This is a genomic window from Primorskyibacter flagellatus (genome assembly GCF_048268605.1).
Taxonomy (GTDB): domain Bacteria; phylum Pseudomonadota; class Alphaproteobacteria; order Rhodobacterales; family Rhodobacteraceae; genus Primorskyibacter; species Primorskyibacter flagellatus.
The window spans coordinates 69037-90736 of the sequence record NZ_JBLWVF010000013.1; the positions used below are offsets into that span (position 1 = coordinate 69037).

At 62.6% G+C, this 21700-nt stretch carries 17 protein-coding genes; 5 read left to right on the plus strand and 12 right to left on the minus strand.

Annotation, left to right across the window (positions count from 1 at the left end; genetic code table 11):
* The first annotated feature begins 37 nt into the window (after positions 1–37).
* The 5 genes from pal (at position 38) to ACN0WV_RS14105 (ending at position 5565) form a co-directional block, all read left to right on the plus strand.
* Positions 38–565: a peptidoglycan-associated lipoprotein Pal gene (gene pal / locus ACN0WV_RS14085; RefSeq protein ID WP_084352998.1), complete on the plus strand. Its 528-nt coding sequence runs from the start codon at positions 38–40 to the stop codon at positions 563–565.
* Positions 566–589: 24 nt separating this feature from the next.
* Complete coding sequence (ybgF, locus tag ACN0WV_RS14090; protein WP_417606613.1) at positions 590–1426, plus strand: tol-pal system protein YbgF; 837 nt, start codon at positions 590–592, stop codon at positions 1424–1426.
* Entirely contained in the window at positions 1423–2784 is a 1362-nt protein-coding gene (gene tilS / locus ACN0WV_RS14095; RefSeq protein WP_417606615.1) for a tRNA lysidine(34) synthetase TilS, read from the plus strand. Before ybgF ends, tilS begins: the two co-directional genes overlap by 4 nt.
* A 79-nt stretch (positions 2785–2863) precedes the next feature.
* Positions 2864–4780 (plus strand): ATP-dependent zinc metalloprotease FtsH, encoded by a 1917-nt coding sequence (gene ftsH, locus ACN0WV_RS14100; protein ID WP_084353000.1) that lies wholly within the window; start codon positions 2864–2866, stop codon positions 4778–4780.
* Positions 4777–5565, plus strand: a complete 789-nt coding sequence (locus tag ACN0WV_RS14105; RefSeq protein WP_417606617.1) for a methyltransferase domain-containing protein — start codon at positions 4777–4779, stop codon at positions 5563–5565. Before ftsH ends, ACN0WV_RS14105 begins: the two co-directional genes overlap by 4 nt.
* A gap of 300 nt (positions 5566–5865) precedes the next feature.
* On the opposite strand, the gene ACN0WV_RS14110 is transcribed toward ACN0WV_RS14105, so the two are convergent.
* From ACN0WV_RS14110 to xdhA, 12 genes are all read right to left on the minus strand, one after another.
* Positions 5866–6282, minus strand: a complete 417-nt coding sequence (locus ACN0WV_RS14110; RefSeq protein ID WP_417606619.1) for a PaaI family thioesterase — start codon at positions 6280–6282, stop codon at positions 5866–5868.
* An 83-nt stretch (positions 6283–6365) separates the two neighbouring features.
* Positions 6366–7025, minus strand: a complete 660-nt coding sequence (gene pdeM / locus ACN0WV_RS14115; protein WP_417606621.1) for a ligase-associated DNA damage response endonuclease PdeM — start codon at positions 7023–7025, stop codon at positions 6366–6368.
* A 127-nt stretch (positions 7026–7152) separates the two neighbouring features.
* Positions 7153–9576: a ligase-associated DNA damage response DEXH box helicase gene (locus ACN0WV_RS14120; protein WP_417606623.1), complete on the minus strand. Its 2424-nt coding sequence runs from the start codon at positions 9574–9576 to the stop codon at positions 7153–7155.
* 212 nt (positions 9577–9788) lie between these two features.
* On the minus strand, positions 9789–10865 hold the full coding sequence (locus ACN0WV_RS14125) for an NAD(P)/FAD-dependent oxidoreductase (protein ID WP_417606625.1): 1077 nt from the start codon (positions 10863–10865) through the stop codon (positions 9789–9791).
* Positions 10862–11797: an aldo/keto reductase gene (locus tag ACN0WV_RS14130; protein ID WP_417606627.1), complete on the minus strand. Its 936-nt coding sequence runs from the start codon at positions 11795–11797 to the stop codon at positions 10862–10864. Before ACN0WV_RS14130 ends, ACN0WV_RS14125 begins: the two co-directional genes overlap by 4 nt.
* 159 nt (positions 11798–11956) lie before the next feature.
* Positions 11957–13033 (minus strand): BMP family ABC transporter substrate-binding protein, encoded by a 1077-nt coding sequence (locus tag ACN0WV_RS14135; protein WP_417606629.1) that lies wholly within the window; start codon positions 13031–13033, stop codon positions 11957–11959.
* 33 nt (positions 13034–13066) lie between these two features.
* Positions 13067–13990, minus strand: coding sequence for an ABC transporter permease (locus ACN0WV_RS14140; RefSeq protein ID WP_179141468.1), 924 nt, complete (start codon positions 13988–13990; stop codon positions 13067–13069).
* On the minus strand, positions 13990–15075 hold the full coding sequence (locus ACN0WV_RS14145; RefSeq protein ID WP_417606631.1) for an ABC transporter permease: 1086 nt from the start codon (positions 15073–15075) through the stop codon (positions 13990–13992). Before ACN0WV_RS14145 ends, ACN0WV_RS14140 begins: the two co-directional genes overlap by 1 nt.
* Before the next feature lie 51 nt (positions 15076–15126).
* Positions 15127–16650, minus strand: a complete 1524-nt coding sequence (locus ACN0WV_RS14150; protein ID WP_417606632.1) for an ABC transporter ATP-binding protein — start codon at positions 16648–16650, stop codon at positions 15127–15129.
* Complete coding sequence (gene xdhC, locus ACN0WV_RS14155; protein WP_417606634.1) at positions 16647–17591, minus strand: xanthine dehydrogenase accessory protein XdhC; 945 nt, start codon at positions 17589–17591, stop codon at positions 16647–16649. Before xdhC ends, ACN0WV_RS14150 begins: the two co-directional genes overlap by 4 nt.
* Positions 17581–20007, minus strand: a complete 2427-nt coding sequence (gene xdhB, locus ACN0WV_RS14160) for a xanthine dehydrogenase molybdopterin binding subunit (RefSeq protein ID WP_417606636.1) — start codon at positions 20005–20007, stop codon at positions 17581–17583. The genes xdhC and xdhB overlap by 11 nt, the downstream gene beginning before the upstream one ends.
* Positions 20004–21425 (minus strand): xanthine dehydrogenase small subunit, encoded by a 1422-nt coding sequence (gene xdhA, locus ACN0WV_RS14165; protein WP_417606637.1) that lies wholly within the window; start codon positions 21423–21425, stop codon positions 20004–20006. The genes xdhB and xdhA overlap by 4 nt, the downstream gene beginning before the upstream one ends.
* Positions 21426–21700 lie beyond the last annotated feature (275 nt).

A 21700-nucleotide genomic window follows, 5' to 3' on the forward strand; every position in this document is an offset into this window, starting at 1 on the left:
GTTAGAAACCCAGGAAAATATGAGCAGGACAGTAGCCATGAGTAGAATTTCCACCGCCTTGATGCTGAGCGCGGCGCTTGCCGTATCGGCCTGTGCCAATGCCGACCGGTTCAACGGCATGGGCGATGGCAGCAATGCAGGCCTGAATAACGGGTCTTTGTCGAATGCCCCGGTGCCGGGCAGTGCGCAGGACCCACGCTCTCCGGCGTATTTCCAGCAGACCGTCGGTGACCGTGTGCTGTTCTTGATTGACCAGTCCACGCTGACACCTGAAGGGCGCGCCACGCTGGATGGGCAGGCACAATGGCTGCAAACCAATTCAGACTATCTCGCGGTGATCGAAGGCCATGCCGACGAACAGGGCACACGCGAATACAACTTGGCTCTTGGCGCGCGCCGCGCGAGTGCCGTGCAGCAATACCTGATCTCCAAGGGGATCTCGCCATCGCGGCTGAAATTCGTAAGCTACGGCAAGGAACGCCCGATCGCGATCTGTTCGGAAGAGGCATGTTATGCCAAGAACCGCCGCGCGGTCACGATCATCTCTGCCGGGCTGACCAGCTAAGACCGACCTGAAGGAATCCAGCCCATGTTCAGAGCCACGCTTCTGATCCTTTCCCTTGCGCTGCCCGGCACATTGCTGGCGCAGGACCGCGCGCAATCCCTGGCCGATATTCGGCAGGACCTGACCCTGCTGAGCATCGAGGTCAAACGGCTCCGGACGGAGCTGTCGACGACCGGGGCCGCGCAGGTCAACGTGGCAGGTGATACGCTGGAACGGGTCAACTCCATCGAGGCTGAATTGCAGCGTCTGACGTCCAAGACCGAAGAGTTGGAGTTCCGCATCGACAAGGTGATCGAAGACGGCACCAACCGGATCGGCGATCTGGAGTTTCGGTTGGTCGAACTGGAAGGTGGCGATGTCTCGAAGCTGGGCGAAACGTCGACGCTTGGTGGGGGCGCGGCGCCTGCGGTGTCTTCGGGTGCTGTGCAGCCGGCGAAACCGGAGGCTTCATCCGCGTCCGGTGGCGAGTCACAACTGGCCGTGGGCGAAGAGACAGACTTTCGGCGGGCGTCGGAGGCGCTCGCCAATGGTGACTTTCAAAGCGCCGCGGACCAGTTTGAGACCTTTCGCCAGACCTATCCCGGCGGACCGCTAGAACCCGACGCATTGCTGGGGCGGGGCCGGGCGCTGGAAGGGGCGGGCGACATGCGCGAGGCAGCGCGGGCCTATCTTGACAGCTATTCCGGGTATCCACAAAGCAAGGTTGCGGATGTGGCCCTGTTCAAGCTGGGCGAGGCGCTTGGAAAGCTGGGCAAGACCAGTGAGGCCTGCCTGACGCTGGCAGAGGTGGAACAGCGCTTTCCCTCTTCGGCTCAGGTCATCGAAGCGCAACAGGCGATGGCGGGCCTGTCCTGCCAGTGAGTGGGCAGCCGTCGCTGGACCAGCGATTTGCCGACAATATGGGGCAGCTGCTAGGCCCCGATTTTCCCAACGATATTGCGCTGGCTGTTTCTGGCGGGGGCGACAGCATGGCGATGCTGACGCTTGCGCATAACTGGGCGCGTGTGTGGGGCGTGCGCCTTTGGGTGGTGACGGTGGATCACGGCTTACGCGCCGAAAGCGCCGCCGAGGCCGCGATGGTCGCTGAGGAATGCACGGTGCTGGGCCACCCTCATACCACGCTGCGCTGGCATTGGGACGGGCAGGGCAACCTGATGGATGCGGCCCGCCGCGCGCGCCTGTCGCTGATTGACCGCTGGCGCGCGGGGCTTGAACATGTGCTGATGGCGCATACGCAGGACGACGTGGCCGAAACTTTTCTGATGCGGCTGAAGCGCGGCTCTGGCGTCGAAGGGCTGGCCGCGATGCAGGCCTCTGCCAATGCGTGCCCGCATCCGGGGGGCAAGCCCGCTTTGCCGGCCCGCGATGTCTGTTGGACGACACCGCCGCCGGCATCTGTTGACGGCCACAGACAATCGCGGGGCTTCCGTGTTCTGCGACCCTGCCTCGACATGAGCCGCGCCGAGTTGCGCCACTACCTGCGCACATTACAGGGCCGATGGTTCGATGATCCCACAAATGATGACACCACCTATGACCGGGTGCGCATGCGCAAGCTACTGGACGTGTTAGAGGCTGAAGGATTGGACCGCGAGACGCTGAGCGCCACGGCGCATCGCTTGACGCGCGCGCGGAATGCGCTGAACGCCCGTGCCCGTGACGTGGCGGGGCGGATCGCCAAGGAAGAAACCCTGAACGGGCTGCGCACCGGTGCCGTGCTGATTGACCGCGACGGCTTTGCCGAGGCCGAGGACGACACCCGGCTGCGCATCCTTGCGCAAGCGCTTCGCTGGGTTGCATCGGCCGAATATCGCCCAAGATTGCAGTCCCTCGAACAGTTGGCAGAGCGGTTGATGGCGGGCGGAATGGGGACGTTGCACGGTTGCGACGTGCGCTGTGTCGACGCGCAAATTCGGGTGGGCCGCGAATTCTCTGCCGTCAGCGCGCCCGCGCAACCCGGCAAGATCTGGGACGGCTGCTGGCAGACCTGCGGTGATGTGCCGAATGGCAGCTATCTGCGCGCTTTGGGACCGGACGGGCTGAAACAGGCGGGCGGGCGGCCGCGGGGCGCACCTGTTGCGAAGATGCTATACGCATTCCCGGCCGCGTTTCGCGCCGAAGTTCTGGTCGCTTGCCCGCATTTGGGCTATGGTGAAAAGATCAATATTCAAAGGATGGATACGGGGTCTTCCTTTGCTGCGTCGTTCGTTCTGCATTGAATACGCGCCCGCGATCTCTATTTTAGTTCCAAGCGCCCTGTGCTACGGACGGGCCAACCGAATTTTGGGAGAAGTTTCCTTGGGCAATCTGCGCAACATCGCCTTCTGGGTGGTTCTGTTCCTGCTTATCCTTGCACTGTTCAATCTGTTCTCGGGTGGCGGCAACACGCTCCAGAGCCGCGAGATCAGCTATTCCGACTTTGTGGAGTCGGTCGAATCCAAAACGGTCTCTTCGGCCACGCTGGACGGCGAGCAGATCCGCTTTCGCGGAAATGACGGCAACGATTATGTGACCATCAAACCCGAAGATGCCGCAGCGACAGAATTGCTGATGAACAATGGTGTGACGATCCGGGCCGAAAGCCAGGAACAGTCCGGTTTCCAGACCTTCATCCTGTCACTGCTGCCCTTCCTTCTGCTGATCGGCGTGTGGATCTACTTCATGAACCGCATGCAGGGCGGCGGCAAAGGCGGGGCAATGGGCTTTGGCAAGTCGCGCGCCAAGCTGCTGACCGAAAAGCATGGCCGGGTGACATTTGACGATGTCGCGGGCATTGACGAGGCCAAGGAAGAGCTGGAAGAGATTGTCGAATTCCTGCGCAATCCGCAGAAATTCAGCCGTCTTGGCGGCAAGATCCCCAAAGGCGCGCTGCTTGTTGGCCCACCGGGGACGGGTAAAACCCTGCTGGCCCGCGCGATCGCGGGCGAGGCGGGTGTGCCGTTCTTCACCATTTCAGGCTCTGATTTTGTCGAGATGTTCGTCGGTGTCGGTGCGTCGCGTGTCCGGGATATGTTCGAGCAGGCAAAGAAGAACGCGCCCTGTATCGTTTTCATCGACGAGATCGACGCCGTGGGCCGAAACCGTGGCGCAGGCCATGGCGGTGGCAACGACGAGCGCGAACAGACGTTGAACCAGCTTCTGGTCGAAATGGACGGCTTTGAGACCAATGAGGGCGTGATCATCCTTGCCGCGACCAACCGTCGCGATGTTCTGGATCCCGCACTTCTGCGTCCGGGACGTTTTGACCGGCAGGTGACGGTCCCCAACCCAGACATCAAGGGCCGCGAAAAGATCCTTGCGGTGCATGCGCGCAAGACGCCTTTGGGGCCGGATGTGGATCTGCGCATCATCGCGCGTGGTTCGCCGGGCTTCTCCGGCGCGGATCTGGCCAATCTGGTGAACGAAGCGGCCCTGATGGCGGCCCGCGTCGGCAGACGTTTCGTGACGATGGAAGATTTCGAGAATGCCAAGGACAAGGTGATGATGGGCGCTGAACGGCGTTCCATGGTCCTGACGCCCGAGCAGAAGGAAAAGACCGCTTATCACGAGGCCGGTCATGCCATCGTCGGTATCAGCCTTCCGCAATGTGATCCGGTCTACAAGGCAACGATCATCCCGCGCGGCGGGGCGCTGGGGATGGTGGTCAGCCTGCCAGAGATTGACCGGCTGAACTGGCACAAATCCGAATGCGAGGAAAAGCTCGCGATGACGATGGCCGGCAAGGCCGCGGAAATCATCAAATACGGTGAAGGCAACGTGTCGAACGGCCCGGCCGGCGACATTCAGCAAGCCTCGGCCTTGGCGCGCGCGATGGTGTTGCGTTGGGGGATGTCCGACAAGATCGGCAATATCGACTATTCCGAAGCGCATGAAGGGTATAGCGGCAATACCGCTGGCCTGTCGGTGTCGGCCAACACCAAGGAGTTGATCGAGGAAGAGGTCAAGCGCTTCATCGGAGAGGCCTACGATTGTGCCTACAAAATCCTGACCGACAAAAAAGAAGAATGGGACCGTCTGGCGCAAGGGCTCTTGGAATACGAAACGCTGACCGGTGACGAAATCAAACGCGTCATTCGGGGCGAGCCTCCGCAATCGAACGATGATGACAGCGGAACGCCCGAGGCAGAAGACAAGCCAAGCGTCACAGCGATTCCAAAGACTAAGGCCAAGGCCAAACCTGACGATTCGGGGCTGGAACCCGAGCCCACCGCATGAGCGCATCCGCGCATACCGATTGGAACCCCGGGGCCTATGCAAGGTTCCGGGGTTTGCGTTTGCGCCCGGCGCTGGATCTTTTGAAGGCCGTGCCGTCTTTGCCATCTGGCGGGGTGGTTGATCTTGGATGTGGCAACGGCGCAGTGGGACAGGCACTTGCAACACTTGGTCGGCCTGTCATCGGCGTCGACAGTTCCGACAAGATGCTGGAAGAGGCCCGCAAGACCGAGACCTATGCAGAATTGCTCAAGACGGATATTGCCGGTTGGGTGCCCGCAGGCGCGCCGGCGCTGATCTTTTCCAATGCCGCCCTGCAATGGCTGCCAGACCATTCGCACCTTTTGCCCCGACTTGCGGGGCTGCTCGCGCCGGGCGGAACGCTTGCAATCCAGGTGCCGCATCAGAACAATGCGCCGTCGCACCGGGTCTGGCGGTCGTTGATGGATGAACATTTTCCCGGCCGGGTAGACTGGCAGGCTGGTCCATCTGTAATGTTGCCGGCCGAGTATTTCCACTTGCTGTCGCCGCTGGGGGCGTTTGATATGTGGGAGACCGATTACTATCAGGTGCTTGCCGCCGAAAAAGATGCCCATCCGGTGCGCAAGTTTACCGAGAGCACATATGCCCGCCCGTTGCTGGACCGGCTCGCGCCGTCCGAAGCCGACCGGCTGATCGCCTTCTACGAAACGGTCATGGAAAAGGCTTATCCGCGCGGTGGCGACGGGCAAGTGCTGTTCCCGATGCGACGGCTGTTTCTGCTGTTGACACGGCCTGCCTCTGCCTGACGGCTGATCGTATCAGTCGTCTTCTGGCCGCAATGCGTTTCAATGCGAAGGCAAAATCGTCATCGGGGACAGGTTGGTGCTGTATATCTTGCACCTGTCGTCTTGGATGCATCTCGATGAGGTTCAAGAGAGCTTTAGGGATTGAACCCGCCAGAGCCGCTGGCCGCGTAACGTTTGCTGGTCACTTGTGACTTGCGCCCTGACGGTCGGCTGTGCCGGGCGATGATGATCGCGCGCATTCTGCGCAATCCGGTGTCGTGCGACTGGCGACCTGAAGCAGACGTATAACGGGTCACATGCTCAGGTGGGGGCGGGCACCATGGTGCCTTGGGCGATCGCGATCAGCGTCTCGATCTCGCCGGTTCGGGCGCTGACCTCTGCTGTCACCACGACCAGACGCCTACCGTTGCGAATGACCTTTCCGCGGGCGATCAGTTCGTCCCCTTTGGCGGGGCCAAGGAAGTTGATCTTCATCTCGGCGGTCACGACTTCCTGATCCGGCGGCAGCATCGACAGGGCAGAATAGCCCGCAGCGCTGTCGCCCAGCGAAAACACCAGCCCTCCGTGACCGAACCCCGCTTGCTGAAGCGCCAGCGGGAGGATTGGCGCGCGGATGGTGACGGCACCTTGCGTGACGGATGCCAGCGAGGCACCGAACGTGGCCATCAGGCTTTGCCGGGCAAAGCTGTCGTGAATGCGCTGTGTGATCTGATCCATGTCGCGGATGAAGCCATGTCGCGCGGCCTTTGGCAATGGGCGTTATGGTTGCGGCGTTGACGGGGCCCATAGAGAGGATCTGCCTAGCGCGGCATCGGGATGCGCCGCGGGGTCAGGCCCGTCAAAATCGCCTGTGCCTCTGGTCCCATCATTGTGGTCAGAGGCGCGCGGTCGCACCGCAGCCCGCCGGTATAGGTGCCATAGGCGGGCAGGATCAAACGTCGGGTATCAAACAGAAAACACGGGCGCGACAGGCTGCGCGAACGTGTGCGGATCAGCGCCTTGGGGTGATAATGGCCTGAGACTTCGGCGGAGGTTTCACTGCATATGTGACGAAAGGTCAGCGGACCGATCCTTACCTCGCTTTGATGACTGCCGCCAAGCCCGACAGGGCCGGGATCGTGATTGCCTTCGATCCAGAGCCATTCACGCCCGGCCTGAAGACGGGCGATATGCAGGCAGGCATCCTCTGACAACCGTTGCGCGGCGTCTGCATCGTCGAAGCTGTCACCGAGGCAGATCACCATCCGCGCGCGCGTGAATTGCAGGTCACGGTCCAATCGTTCCAGTGTGTCTGCAACCTCGTAGGGTGGCAGTTCCATCCCGCCGCTACGGGCGGCGCGTGCGGATTTCCCCAAATGAAGGTCCGAGACACAGAGCACCCCCCGCGTCTGCCACCAAAGCGCGCCGGACCCGAGCGCCAGCAGGTCGGCACCCGCAAAGTGAAACGGTAGCGTGTTCATGGCTTGTTCTTGCATTTGGACCGCTTGGGGGCAAGAGTCGGATGTATGGGGACCGGCCTCCTTGTGCAAACGGGTCGCTGTCTTAAATCCAGCTCAGTCCAAAGATCTGTCCTTGCCGATAAAATGTTCAGTCGGCACCAATGTCTATTTGCGCCAGACCGCTTTCATCCATCAGCCGCTGCGCCTCTTCCGCCAGCAGGCGTTCGTCGGCATCGCCCGCGACGGGGACCTTTCCGACCTCAAGGAACAGTGGCGCGGCCAATGGTGTGACGCGGGGCAGGCGCAGCGTGTCGATCCGTCCGCCGACCCGGTCCAGCATCTCGCGGATGCGGCTGAAATCGACCAGGCCGCGCAAAGCCTCTTCGCGGGTGATGCGCATCAGCAGGTGATCAGGGTCGTATTTCAGCAATGTGTCATACAGGATATCCGAAGACATCGTCGCCTGTCGTCCGGTCTTGCGCTGCCCGGCGAAGTTGCGCTCTATCAGCCCGGCAATGGTGGCAGAGGCGCGAAAGGTGCGTTTCATCACCGCATTGCCCGCCAGCCAGCCTTCCAGCCCGTCCTCCAGCGCGGCCGGGTCGAACAGCGGCACCGGGTCCAGAACGGCGTCCAGCCCCCAGATCAGCGTCGCGTAATCGGTCGCGACAAAGCCAAGCGGTGCCAGACCCATCTCCTCCATCCGTTTCGTCAGCAACAGGCCCAGGGTCTGCTGCGCGTTGCGCCCGGCAAAGCCGTAGACGCACAGATGTTCGCGCCCATCATGGGGGAAGCTTTCGATCAGCAACCGGCCGGGTTGCGGCAGGCGGCTGACCTCGCGTTGCAGGCTTAACCACGCGGCGGTGTGATCGGGCAGGTCCGGCCAGCTGTCCTGTTGAAACATTCGCAGAATGCGCTGGCTCAACTGCGTGGAGGTGGCGAATTTCGTACCCATGAAAGTGGCGATCTTGGGCTTGCGGCCGGGATCGCGCGTGACCTCTACGGTCATGTCCCGCAGGCCTTCATAGCGCACGATCTTGCCGCCGATCAGGAACGTGTCGCCCTGGCTGAGCGAGGCGGCGAAGCCTTCCTCGATTTCGCCCAGCGGTTTGCCGCCACGACCGCGAAACCGCACCTTGAGCGTGTCTGTATCCTGTATCGTGCCGATATTCATGCGGATCCGCTGCGCGCTGCGCGGGTCGCGCAATTGCCACAGACCATCGGCGCGCTGCATCAAGCGTTGCCACTTGTCATAGGCGCGCAAGGCATAGCCACCGGTGGCGCAGAAATCGAGGCAGTCGTCAAACGCGGCTCGGGTCAGCGTCGCATAGGCCCCGGCGCTGGTCATTTCAGCATAGAGCGCATCCGCATTGATCGGCCCAGAACAGGCCGCGATCAGGATATGCTGGCACAGGACGTCGCGGGGGCCGGGGCCTCGGGTCTCGCCGTCCAGATCATGTTCCTTCGCGGCCTCAAGGGCGGCCACGCATTCCACGACCTCGAACCGGTTGGCGGGCACAAGCAGCGCCTTTGACGGCGCGTTGTAGCGATGATTGGCGCGACCGATGCGCTGCACCAGCCGTTTCACGTTTTTCGGCGCACCGACCTGAATGACCAGATCCACATCGCCCCAGTCGATGCCCAGGTCTAGTGATCCGGTGCAGACGATGGCGCGCAGGTCGCCGCGCACCATCGCGGCCTCGACGCGTTCGCGTTGGGTGCGGTCGAGAGAACCGTGGTGAATGCCGATCGGCAGGCCCTCGTCATTCGCAAGCCACAAGTTGTGAAAGAATATCTCGGCCTGCGCGCGGGTGTTGTGAAAGATCAGCGTGGTCCTGTGCTGGCGGACCTGTTCCAGAACGGCGGGTATGGCATAGGCAGCCCCGCCGCCGGACCATGGAGGGGCCGCGTCGGTGGTCAGCATCGCGATGTCCGGATCGGGGCCGGGATCGGCGAGGATGATCTCGCAGGGGTCGGGATGGCGCGCCAGAAGCCGGGCAATGGCTTGCGGGTCTTCGACCGTCGCGGACAGACCGACGCGGCGCATATCCGGGCAAAGCGTCTGCAACCGGGCCAGCGCCAGCATAAGTTGATCGCCGCGTTTGCTTTCGGCCAGTGCGTGAATTTCGTCCACGATGACGCGTTGCAGCCCGGCGAACATGCGCGGCGCGTCCTCGTAAGAGGTCAGCAGCGCAAGGCTTTCGGGCGTGGTCAGCAGGATATGCGGCGGATCGGCACGCTGGCGTTTCTTTTGCGTGGCGGTGGTGTCGCCGGTGCGGTCCTCGATGCGGATGGCCATGCCGGCCTCGTCCACCGGGGTGCGCAGGTTGCGCCGGATATCGGCCGCAAGCGCCTTGAGCGGGCTGACGTAAAGCGTGTGCAGACCCGGCGCGGGGTCGGCGCCGAGCTCTGTCAGCGTTGGCAGGAACCCAGCCAGCGTCTTGCCGCCACCGGTGGGCGCGATCAACAGCAGCGCCGGGGCGGCGGCCCGGTCCAGCATTGCCTGCTGGTGCGGGTGGATCTGCCAGCCGCGCGTGTCGAACCAGCGCTGAAGAGGGACAGGAAGCGATGTCATCCTTGGCATGTAGTCCGGCGCGCGTCGCTTGTCAGCCTTGGCTTTGCGATGCCCGACAGGCGGCCCGGTAACCTTCGCGAGAACCGGCCTGAACGACCCGCATAGTCGGATGTCGCAGAGACCGCGATGATCTGATCGGGCATCACACGCGCCATGGCTCTCGCAGCGAAGATGTGCCGCCTGAAAGAAACGCGCGTTGGTGCGGCAAGGTGTCAGTGGAACCGGGCGGGCGACAGGGCCGCCACGGTGGCCGCGTCCAGCAAAGGCGGGGTTCCGTTCAACAGATGCGCCACAAGATCGGCAACGGCGGCACAGGTCTGAAAGCCGTAGCCCCCCTGACCGGCGACCCAGATGAACGTGGGCGCCGCCGGATCGGCACCGACAACAAGCGCGTGGTCGGGCGCAAAGCTGCGCAGCCCGGCCCAGCTGGACAGGATGCGGGTGACGGGCTCTGTCACCATTTCCTCGTAGCGGGCAAGCCCTTCGGCCAGCACCATATCGTCGGCCCATGCGTCATGCGGGTCCATCGGGTCCGCCTCGGATGGCGAGACCAGCAAGGCGCCCGCATCGGGTTTGGCGTACCAGCGGTCGTCGACGGCGGCGAAAAAGGGCCAATCCCTGACATCGTGGCCCGCCGGTGCAGGCAGCCGCGCCATCGACCGCCGGTAGGGCTGGATGCCCAGGGGTGCGATCCCGGCCAGAGCGGCGATCTGATCGGCCCAGGCACCTGCCGCGTTGACCAGATGCGTGCCCTCCCAGTCGCGCGTGCCGTCAGACACGCACCAGCGGCCATCCTTGCGACGGATCGCGGAGATACGGGCGCGGGTTACAACCTCGGCACCATTGCCGCGTGCTTCGCGCAGGAAATTCTGCAACAGCAGATCGGTGTCGAGGTCAAAGACATCCGGACGCCAGGCAGCGCGTGTGACGGTTGCCGGGTTCAGGATTGGCACCCTGGCGCGGGCATCTGTGGCCGAGATTTCGGTCAGCCCGAAATCCAGCGCCTGTGCAGAAAAACTGTCGGCCTCATCCGGCCCTCCGACCAGCAACTGTCCACGCGGCGACAGAACGCCACCGTTTGCATTGTGCAGATGGTCGGCACTGGCCCGATTGAGGGCGCGCACCACGTCGTTGCCATAGTTTTCCAGAAAGGCCGCCGCCGAACGTCCGCTGGCGTGATAGCTCAACGCATCCTCGGCCTCTAACAGGGTGACGCTGCCCAATTCGGACAGACGCGCCGCAGCAGACACCCCGGCAATGCCGCCGCCGATAATCAGAAAGTCAGTCACGCTTCCTCCAACCGGTCAGTGGCGGGGGGCGGTGCAGGATAAAGCGCCGAGATCCGGGTATAAAGCGCGTCGTCCATCTGTAGCTGCATGGCGTCCAGCGAGGCGGCCAACTGTTCCGGCGTCCGTGCCGATAATAGCGGAACCGGGCGGGACGGGTGATGTGCCACCCAGGCCGCCGCCAGCGTGGCCGGGTCCGTGCGCAGCTCTTCCGCCAGTTCAGCCAGTCCGGACGCCGCCTCGTGCATCGCGGCGGGGCCGTAACGCTTGGTATAGCGCGCATCGCTGTCAAGTCGCCCACTGTCGCCGCGCGCGTATTTGCCCGTCAGCAACCCACCGCCAAGCGGCGAATAGGTGGCCGCAAGAATGCCTTCGGAGGAGCACATCGGCAGGAGTTCAACCTCGGCCTGACGCTTGACCAGATTATACATCGGTTGCAGCACGTCGATGCGCAGGCCAAACCCCGCGGCGACAGATTGCGCTTTCATCACCTGCCAAGCGGCGTAATTGGACACGCCGATATAGCGGATCGCGCCGCGTTGTTTCAGTTGCGCAAGCGCGTCGAAGGTTTCCTCCAACGGCGTGTCGTTATCCCAGCGATGCATGTAATAGATGTCGACCATATCCATGCCCAGCCGTTTCCTGCTGGTGTCGAAGCTGTTCAGGATGTTGTCCCGCGTGCCGCCGCCCGGAAAATTGGCCTTGGTCGCGATGATCAGCCGGTCGCGATCCGGTCCGGAAAATTTGCCCAACAGCTCTTCGGACCGGCCGTCTGTGTAGACATGGGCGGTGTCGAAATGCACGATCCCGGCCTCGCGGCAGGCCTCATACATGGCACGCGATTGCGTTTCGTCCGCGCGACCGCCCCATTGCATTGCGCCAAAGGCGAATTGCGGACCATGGGTGCCATCGGGGCTTGTGATATGCTGGGTCATAGGGGGACGGTGGCACGGCGCGGAGGCAAAGAAAAGACCCGATCTAAGATGGATCAGGCCGCGCATTGTTCCAAAGCCGTTAGCAGAACGCCCAGACGTAAGCAGGCGCCCCAACCGGCAGGTCAGGACGCCTGAATACTGCGTATTGCGAAGGGTGGCTTAGTTCGGGATTTCTGCGGTCAGACCTTCAACATAGAAATCCATGCCCGCCAGCGTGCCATCATCGGCCACTTCGCCCTCTGCCAGCCAATCGCTGCCATCCTGCTTTTTCAGCGGTCCGGTGAACGCATGGTAATCGCCCGAAGCCAGAGACTCTTTCAGGGCCAGTGCTTCGGCTTTCACATCTGCCGGAACCGCGTCAGTGATTTCGCCGATGCCGACCATGCCCGCGCCGATACCGTCCCATGTGTCGGTGGATTCCCACGTTCCGTCCAGCACGGCCTGTACGCGGGCGATATAATAGGGGGCCCAATCGTCGATGATCGATGAGACGCGCGGCAGGGGCTTATATTCGGCCATGTCGGATGCCTGCCCGAAGGTGATGACATTGCCTGCCTCCTGCGCGGCGGCTTGCGGCGCGGTGGAGTCGGTGTGTTGCAGCACCACGTCAGCCCCGTTTTCAATCAGCGCGCGGGCGGCGTCCGCCTCTTTTGCCGGGTCGAACCATGTGTAAAGCCAGATCACCGAAAACTCGACATCCGGGTTCACTTTCTTGGCGTGGATATAGGCAGAGTTGATGCCGCGAATAACCTCGGGGATCGGCACGGAGGCGATGTAGCCGATCTTGTTGGTCTTGGTCATCTTGCCCGCAATATGGCCTTGAACCGCGCGGCCTTCATAAAAGCGCGCCGAGTAGGTCGACACGTTGTCAGCGCGCTTATACCCGGTGGCATGTTCGAACTTCACATCCGGGAATTTCTCGGCCACCGCGATCGTCGGGTCCATGTAGCCGAAAGAGGTGGTAAAGATGATGTCCGCCCCGGTCAGTGCCATCTGGGTGATTGCCCGTTCCGCATCCGCGGATTCCGGCACGTTTTCCTGGTAGATGGTTTTCACCTTGCCGTCGAAATGCGCCTCCATCTTCTGGCGGGCCTGATCGTGCTCGTAAGTCCAGCCGCCGTCACCCGGAGGGCCGATATAGATAAAACCGGCGGTGATCTCTTCGTCCTGCGCGAATGCGGTCGTAGCAAGGGCCAGCGCAAGCGCGGCTGAGGTCAGTAGAGTTCTTCTGTTCATGTAAGGTTTCCCCGTTGGTGGTAAATGCGACCTCTAGTGAGAGGCATGGAAAGGACGGCCAAGGGAGGCAGGCGCTGCATGCGCGCCCCGGGCCGAGATGATCACCAGCACAAGGATGGTAATCAGATAGGGCGATGCCGACAAGAGCGCGACAGGCACGTCCGCGCCGGCGGCTTGCAGGTTGAGTTGCAGGACACTGACGCCGCCAAACAGGTAAGCACCCACCGCGACACGACCCGGACGCCAGGAGGCAAAGACCACGATGGCAAGCGCGATCCAACCCGCGCCTGCGGTCATGCCTTCGGTCCATTGCGGCACGCGCACCAGTGACAAGTATGCGCCGCCAAGCCCGGCACAGGCACCGCCGAACAGGATGGCCAGAATGCGGATATGCCGGACCTTGTAGCCAAGCGCATGGGCGCTGTCATGCGCCTCGCCCACCGCGCGCAGGATCAGACCGGCGCGGGTGTATTTCAGAAACGCCCAGACTGCGACCACGAGGGCCACGCTGAAATAGACCATGATGTCATGCGAAAACAGCATTCTGCCAAAGATCGGCAGGTCCGACAGAAGTGGGATCTCAACCTTCGGGAAGGGGGGGGCCTTCATCCCCTCATAGGGCTTGCCGATCAGGCTGGACAGGCCCAGCCCCACCATCATCAGACCCAGCCCGGTGGCGACCTGATTTGACATCAAATACTGCGTGAGCAGCGCGAACGGCAAGCTGAGCAGCGCGCCCGCCAGGGCCGCCCCGACAAACCCCAATCCCGGTGACGTATTGCTGACGGCAACGGCAAAGCCCACGACAGCACCGGTGATCATCATCCCTTCGACGCCCAGATTCAGAACGCCGGATTTCTCGACCACCAATTCGCCGATGGCGGCCAGCAGGATCGGTGTCGCCGACACCATGATAGAGGCGATCAGCAGGACCGGATTGATAGAGGACAGATCCATCAGGCAACACCTTTCTTGCCAAAGCGTAGCCGGAAGTTGGTGAACACATCCGCCGCGAGCAGGAAAAACAGCATCATGCCCTGAAACAGCTGGATCGCCGCGCCGGGCAGGTTCAGCATCAACTGTGCCAACTCCCCGCCGATATAGGTCAGCGCCATCAACAACCCGGCCAGCAGGATGCCCACGGGGTGCAGACGCCCCAGAAAGGCGACGATGATCGCGGTAAACCCGTAGCCTGCGTTGAATGATCCGGTAAGCTGTCCGGCAGGGCCGGTGACCTCGAACAGGCCCGCCGCACCTGCCAGCAGTCCGGCGATGCCAAGGCAGAAGAACACCACCCGCGCCGGCTTGACGCCCGAAAAACGCGCGGCGCGCGGGGCCTCGCCGGTCAGGCGGATTTTGAAGCCCATGATATGGCGGCTCATCAGCAGATAGGCCCCGATCACGGCGATCAGCGCCGTGACGACGCCCCAATGCAGGCCGGTATTGGCAATCAGCTCGGCATTGAAGGCCGCGTCCCATTGCTTGAAATTGCGCGAGCCGGGAAAACCCATGCCCTCGGGGTTCCGCAGCAGGCCCGACGAGACCGAGATCAGAATGCTTTGCGCCACATAGGTCAGCATCAACGAGACAAGGATTTCATTGGTGCCAAAACGGGTTTTCAGCACCGCCGGGACCATCGCCCAGGCCCAGCCGCCAAGCCCACCGGCCAGCACCATGGCCGGGAAAATCAGAAAGCTTTCAGATGGGTAGAAGGCCAACCCCGCCCCCGCGCCACAGATCGCGCCCATGATGTATTGGCCCTCGGCACCGATATTCCAGATCCCCGCCTTGAAGCCGATCGACAGGCCGATGGCGATCAGGATCAGCGGACCCGCCTTGACCAGCAATTGCGGCCGCGAATAGGCCGCGAACTGGTCGTTGAACAGGGGATCCCAGAAGATCACCTTGATCGCCTCGAATGGTGGTTTTCCCAGGATCGCAAACATCATGCCGCCGACGATCATCGTCAGGAACACGGCAATGATTGGCGACAGCACCATCCAAAGCTGTGATGGCTGTGGTCGCTTTTCCAGCCTCAGCATCTTTGGCCTTTGCGCATTCCCGTGGACTCCCTCATGCTGAGTTCTGGGGGGTTACGCGTCGACATGGGCAACCTCCATGTCATGTGCGCCGCCCATCATAAGCCCGATCTCTTCCACCGTCAGCCCGTCAACCGGGCGCAAGTCCGACAGGCGACCTTCGTTAAGCGCGCCAAAGCGGTCGCTGACCTCCATCAGCTCGTCAAGATCCTGGCTGATGACCACCAGTGCGGCCCCGTTGGCGGCAAGGTTCAAAAGCGCCTGCCGGATGGCCGCAGCGGCGGCGGCATCGACGCCCCATGTGGGTTGGTTCACGATCAGCACCTCAGGCGATTGCAGGACCTCGCGGCCAATGACGAACTTCTGCAAATTGCCGCCCGATAGTGCCCGCGCCGCTGTGCCCGATCCGGGGGTGCGGACGTCGAAGGTGCGAATGACGTCTTCGGCAAAACCCTTGGACTTCGGCCAGTTGATAAAGCCGCCAGACAGCAGCCCCATGCGGCCCGCGCCGGTCAGAACGGCGTTCTCGATCAGGCTCATATCCGGGGCGGCGGCGTGGCCCAGCCGTTCCTCGGGGCCGCTGAGCACGCCAAGCGCGCGGCGTTCCGTCGGTCCCATATTGCCAATCGGTTGATCGCGCAGCCGGATGACATCGGCCCCGGTGGTGCGTTCACCCGACAGGGCCGCCAGCAATTCATCCTGACCGTTGCCCGCCACCCCGCCAAGGCCCAGAACCTCGCCCGCGCGGACCTGAAAGCTTATTTCGCGCAGCGGCGTGCCAAAGGCACCGGGGGCGGGCAGGGACAGACGGCGCACATCCAGCATCACCTCGCCCAATGGCCTTTCGGCTTTTTGCGGCGTCTCGAAACTGGCACCCACCATCATTTCGGCCAATTCACGCGCCGAAGCCTCGGCCGGGGTGCAGGTCGCCACCTTTTTGCCGAGCCGCAGGATGGTGGCGTGGTCGCACAGGCTGCGGATCTCTTCCAGCTTGTGGCTGATATACAGGATTGCCGTGCCCTCGGATGCCAGTTTTCGGAGGGTTTCGAACAGGATCTCCACCTCTTGCGGCGTCAGGACAGAGGTCGGCTCGTCCATGATCAGCAGTTTGGGATCCTGTAGCAGGCAGCGAATGATCTCGACCCGCTGGCGTTCTCCGGCGGACAGGGTTCCGACGGTGCGTCCGGGGTCCAGCGGCAAGCCGTAGGTTTCCGAAACCTCGCGGATCTGCCGTGCCAGATCACGCGGTTTTGGCGGGTTTTCCATACCTAGCGCCACGTTTTCGGCAACGCTGAGCGCATCGAACAGCGAAAAATGCTGAAAGACCATCGCCACGCCTGCGGCCCGCGCGGCGCGCGGCTCTGCCGGTTCAAACGCCGCGCCGCGCAGCGTCATCGTGCCGCTGTCGGGTTTGACCAGCCCGTAGATCATCTTGACCAGCGTCGACTTGCCCGCGCCGTTTTCACCCAGCAGCGCATGGATTTCGCCTTCGCGGATGTCGAAGGACACATCGTCATTGGCCACCACGCCGGGATAGGCCTTTGTCAGACCTTCTAGCCCGAGAAGCACGTCATTCATGCACAATTGTCCTTTACGTCGCTGCGGCACGCTGTTGCTGTGTCGCGCGTCAGTATGGCCGCTGCGACGCCGACCGCAATCGCCTGCGGATGTTTCCCCAACGTCGTGTCGCCAATCGGGCAATCTATGCGCGAAATTGAGGCTTTTGCATGGCCCAATGCCGCCAGACGGCTGCGAAACCGCGCCCATTTCGTGGCAGAGCCGATCAGCCCCGCGCTGGCGAATCCGTGGCCAAGCAGGCGGTGGCATAGTTCCAGGTCCAGCGCGTGCGAGAAGGTCAGAATCAGATGATGGGCGTCTTTCGGGGCGTGGGGCACCAGCAGTTCAGGTTTTGCGGCGGGCAATATTTCGACACTGGCGGGCACGTTATCGGGAAAGCGTTCCGGTCCTGTGTCCACCCAGGTGATCGCCATGCCGGGCAGAGGGGCCAGAACCTGCGTCAGCGCGCGGCCAACATGGCCTGCGCCCCAGATCCACAGCCGGGTTTGTGGCCGGACAACCGGCTCGATCAGCCAACCGTCAAGGCGTTGCACCTCTGGTTGGCGTCCCTGTCCGCGCGCCGCTGCCAGCAGGTGTCGGACCGAGAGGGGCATCTCGCCGGGACCGCGTGCAATGACATCGTCGCTAAGCGTGTCCACGCGGGCCATATCGTAAATCTCGGTCCGCAGAACGGTTGCGCCGCCGCAGCATTGTCCAAGCGATGGGCCGAGCGCGTGACGCACTTCACTGTCGCCGCCCGTTTCCAGCATCGCGCGGGCTTCTTTTGCGGCGCGGTATTCCAACTCTCCGCCGCCGATGGTCCCGGATTGCCCATCAGTCCAGACAAGCATCGCCGCGCCCTGTTCGCGGGGCGTCGATCCGGCAGTATCGGCCACGACCACCCGCGCGACGCTGCCATGCGACGTTACCGCGTTTCGCAATCCGTGCAGGTCAAACGCCATCACGGACCCTTTGCACCGCCGCAAGCACCCGTTCGGGTGTTGCTGGTGCGTCCAGCGCCGGATAGGCCGTTCCGCAGGCTGCCACCGCGTCTGAAAGCGCCATCAAGGCGGAAATTCCCAGCATCAAGGGGGGCTCGCCCACGGCCTTGGAGCGGTAGATCGTGTCCTCGCGGTTGTCGCCGTCCCAAAGTGCTACGTTGAAAACCTCGGGCAAATCGCCCGCTGCCGGGATCTTGTAGGTCGATGGCGCATGGGTGCGCAGTCGGCCCTTGTCATCCCAGACCAGCTCTTCCGTGGTCAGCCATCCTGCGCCCTGCACATAGCCGCCCTCGATCTGGCCGATGTCGATGGCCGGGTTCAGCGAGGCACCGCAATCGTGCAAAATATCGGCGCGCAGGATGCGGTATTCGCCAGTGAAAGTGTCGATCACCACCTCGCTGACCGCCACCCCATAGGCAAAGTAAAAGAACGGGCGCCCCTGACCTTTGATCCGGTCCCACTGCACCTTCGGCGTCTTGTAGAACCCCGTGGCGGACAGGCTGATCCGTGCCTCATAGGACAGCATGACGGCGTCTTCGAAGGCATAGGATTCCTCTGCAACGAACACGCGCCCATCGGCAAAACGCACCTTTTCGGCGGGCACCTGATGCAAACCGCCCAGATGGGTCGCGATGCGCCCGGTAATCTCGTCACAGGCGGCCTTGACCGCCATGCCGTTCAGATCAGACCCGGACGAGGCTGCAGTGGCCGAGGTATTGGGCACTTTGCCGGTATCGGTCGCGGTGATCTTCACCGCTTCCAGCGGGATGCCAAATCGTGCGGCGGCGACCTGCGCCACCTTCTGGAACAGCCCCTGGCCCATCTCTGTGCCGCCATGGTTCAGATGAACAGAGCCGTCCTGATAGGCATGCACCAACGCGCCCGCTTGATTGAGATGCGTGAGCGTGAAGGAAATCCCGAACTTCACCGGCGTCATCGCGATGCCGCGCTTGAGCACGTCATTCTGCGCGTTCCATTCCGCCACACGCGCCCGCCGCCCGGCATAGTCCGCGCTTTCCAGCAGCGCATCGGTCATTTCATGCAGAATGAAATCCTCGACCGGTTGGCCATATGGGGTGGTCTGATGCCCCCCCGGATCGGGGGCCACGCCGTTTTGTGCGATTGCCCCGACAGCCCCGCGTGAGGTGATATCCACATCTGCATTTTCTGGTTCGGGGACGCTTTCAGGTGGACGTGTCTCTGGCTCCGTCGGGGCAGGGTCTCCTGCGCCCAGATTGGCCGCATAGTAATTCCGTTGACGAACCTGCGCCGGATCAAGCCCCAGCACATGCGCGACGTGATCCATGACACGCTCTATCCCCACCATGCCTTGCGGCCCGCCAAAACCGCGAAAGGCGGTGGCGGATTGGGTATTGGTGCGCAAACGGTGGCTTTCGATCCGGGCGGCGGGCAGATTATAGGCGTTGTCGGCATGCAGCATGGCCCGGTCCGCCACCGGCAGGGACAAGTCCTGTGCCCAGCCACAGCGGGTGTATTGCAGAAACTCCACGCCGGTCAGCACGCCGTCATCGTCAAAGCCCGCGCGATAATCGATGCGAAAATCGTGCCGCTTGCCGGTGATGGTCATGTCGTCATCGCGGTCATAGCGCATCTTGCAGGGCTTGCCGGTCAGGCGCGCGGCCACGGCGCAGGCAACGGCGAGCGCGTTGCCCTGGCTTTCCTTGCCACCAAAACCACCGCCCATGCGGCGGGTTTCAACCCGCACGGCATGCATCGGCTGCCCGATGGCCTCGGCCACCTTGTGCTGGATTTCGGTCGGATGCTGCGTGGAACTCATCACCAGCATGTCGCCGTTTTCCTGTGGCCAGGCCATGGCGGCCTGACCTTCGAGGTAGAAATGCTCTTGTCCGCCCATCTCGATCCGGCCTTCGACGCGGCGCGGGGCGGTATCAATCGCCTCTTCGGCATCGCCCTTTTCCCAGATCCTCGGGCCGTCCTCGAATCGCGCATCGGCGTCCAATGCCTCTTCTATGGTCAGGATGGCGTCGCGCTCCTGATAGTCGATTTGCGCCATGCGTACAGCCTTGCGGGCCGCAAGATGGCTGGCGGCCACGACCATAAAGATCGGCTGGCCAACGTAGTGCACCGATTTACCGGAGAGCAGCGGCTCGTCATGGATCGACGGCGAGACATCGTTGTCAAAGGGCAGGTCGTCCGCCTCAAGTACCGCGACCACGCCGGAAGCGCTGCGCACCGCGTCAAGATCAATTGTGGTGATGCGACCAGAGGCAATCTCCGACAGGCCAAAGGCAAGGTGCAGCGTCCCGGCCGGGCTGGGAATATCGTCGATATAGCGCGCCGTGCCCTGAACATGCAGCGCGGCGGAGTCGTGGGGCAGGGGTTTGGTCACACTCATGGCTTTACCTCCGCGATTGTGCAAAGGCCGGATGCATCCTCCAGAAAATATCGCAGGATCATGTTGCGCGCGGCATCCAGCCTGTAGGCGGCGCTGGCGCGCATGTCGGACATCGGTTCGAAATCATTGTCCAGTTCCGGCATTGCGTCGACAACCGCCTCGCGGGTCCAAGGTTGTCCGATAAGGGCGGTTTCCAGCGCAGCGGCCCGTTTCGGAGTGCCGGCCATGCCCCCGAAAGCAATACGCGCGTCGGTGACGGTCTGGTCCTCTATGGTGAGGCTGAAACAGCCACATACAGCCGAGATGTCCTGATCGAACCGTTTCGACAGTTTGTAGCATTTGAGCCGGTCGGGTTGGCGCGGAATGCTGACGGCCTCGACAAATTCGGACTCGGCGCGGTCCTGTTTGCCGTAATCGAGAAAGAACGCCTCGATGGGCAGGTCGCGGCGCGTGTCGCCCCGGCGAAGATGCAGGGTTGCGCCGAGGGCAATCAGCGCGGGTGGATTGTCCCCGATCGGCGAGCCATTGGCGATATTGCCGCCGATGGTCGCTGCCGCCCGGACCTGGGCAGAGCCGTAGCGGCGGATCATCGCGGCATAGGAGGGGTGGTGGTCCTCCATTAACGTCAGAACGCGGTCCATGGTGACGGCGGCGCCGATGCGGATGGTGTCATCGGTGATGTCGATGTCTTGCAGATCGCGGCAAAGATGCAGGAAGGCCGTGCGCGGCAGTTCGCGCAGCTGTTTCGTGACCCAGAGACCGACATCCGTGGCACCAGCGATCAGCGTTGTTTCGGGATGTTCCAGCAAAAGGGCGGCGAGCGCGTCGGAGGACCCCGGCAGAGCCGCGGCCGCCTCCGCGCTCGCGTCGGGCTGATCGCCCTCCGGCGCGGGGGAGGATGTGTCGGACCCAGTATCGGCCAGCGCGTAGTCCCGATCTGTCTTGAGCCATGCGGGTTTTGCCTGAGCCTCGGCCGCTTTTGCGGCGCGCAGGATGGGGGCATAGCCGGTGCAGCGACACAGGTTGCCTGCAAGCGCGGTTGCGTGATCGGTCTCTTCATTGGCATGGCTGGTTGCCATTGCGACCACAAAGCCCGGCGTACAGAAGCCGCACTGGCTGCCGTGATGGTCGACCATCGATTGTTGCACCGGGTGCAGCACGTCATCCGTGGCCAGCCCTTCGACCGTGCGCACAGCCTTGCCATGCAATTGCGGCAAAAGAAGGATGCAGGCATTGAGCGCATGCGTGCCCCGGTCATCCGTGACCATGACGGTGCAGGCACCGCAATCGCCTTCGTTGCAGCCTTCCTTTGTGCCGGTGAGATGCTGGCTCTCGCGCAGCCAATCCAGGAATGTGGCCGTCGCGGGCACCGCCGGGGCGGACACGGTCTCTCCGTTCAGAAGAAACGTGATGTTCATTTTGAAAACCTGCCGCCTTACCCTGATGCCCCCATGAAGCGCGCCCTCGATGCGGCGTAGAAGGTGCGTGGGCCTGATTGTTTCATTATACAGGCTAGTCAGGAGGAAATCGGCTTGGCAAGGAAAAAGTGGCGACAACTGCGGAGAAGCCGGACAACTACCATGTTTGTATCAGGTCGCCGTTCAGAAAATGCAGAGGTGTTTGGAGAGGAGTCATTACAAAGATCAAGTCTTGGCCGCAATCCTATGCAGAAATTGCATAGGATTCAGTTAGC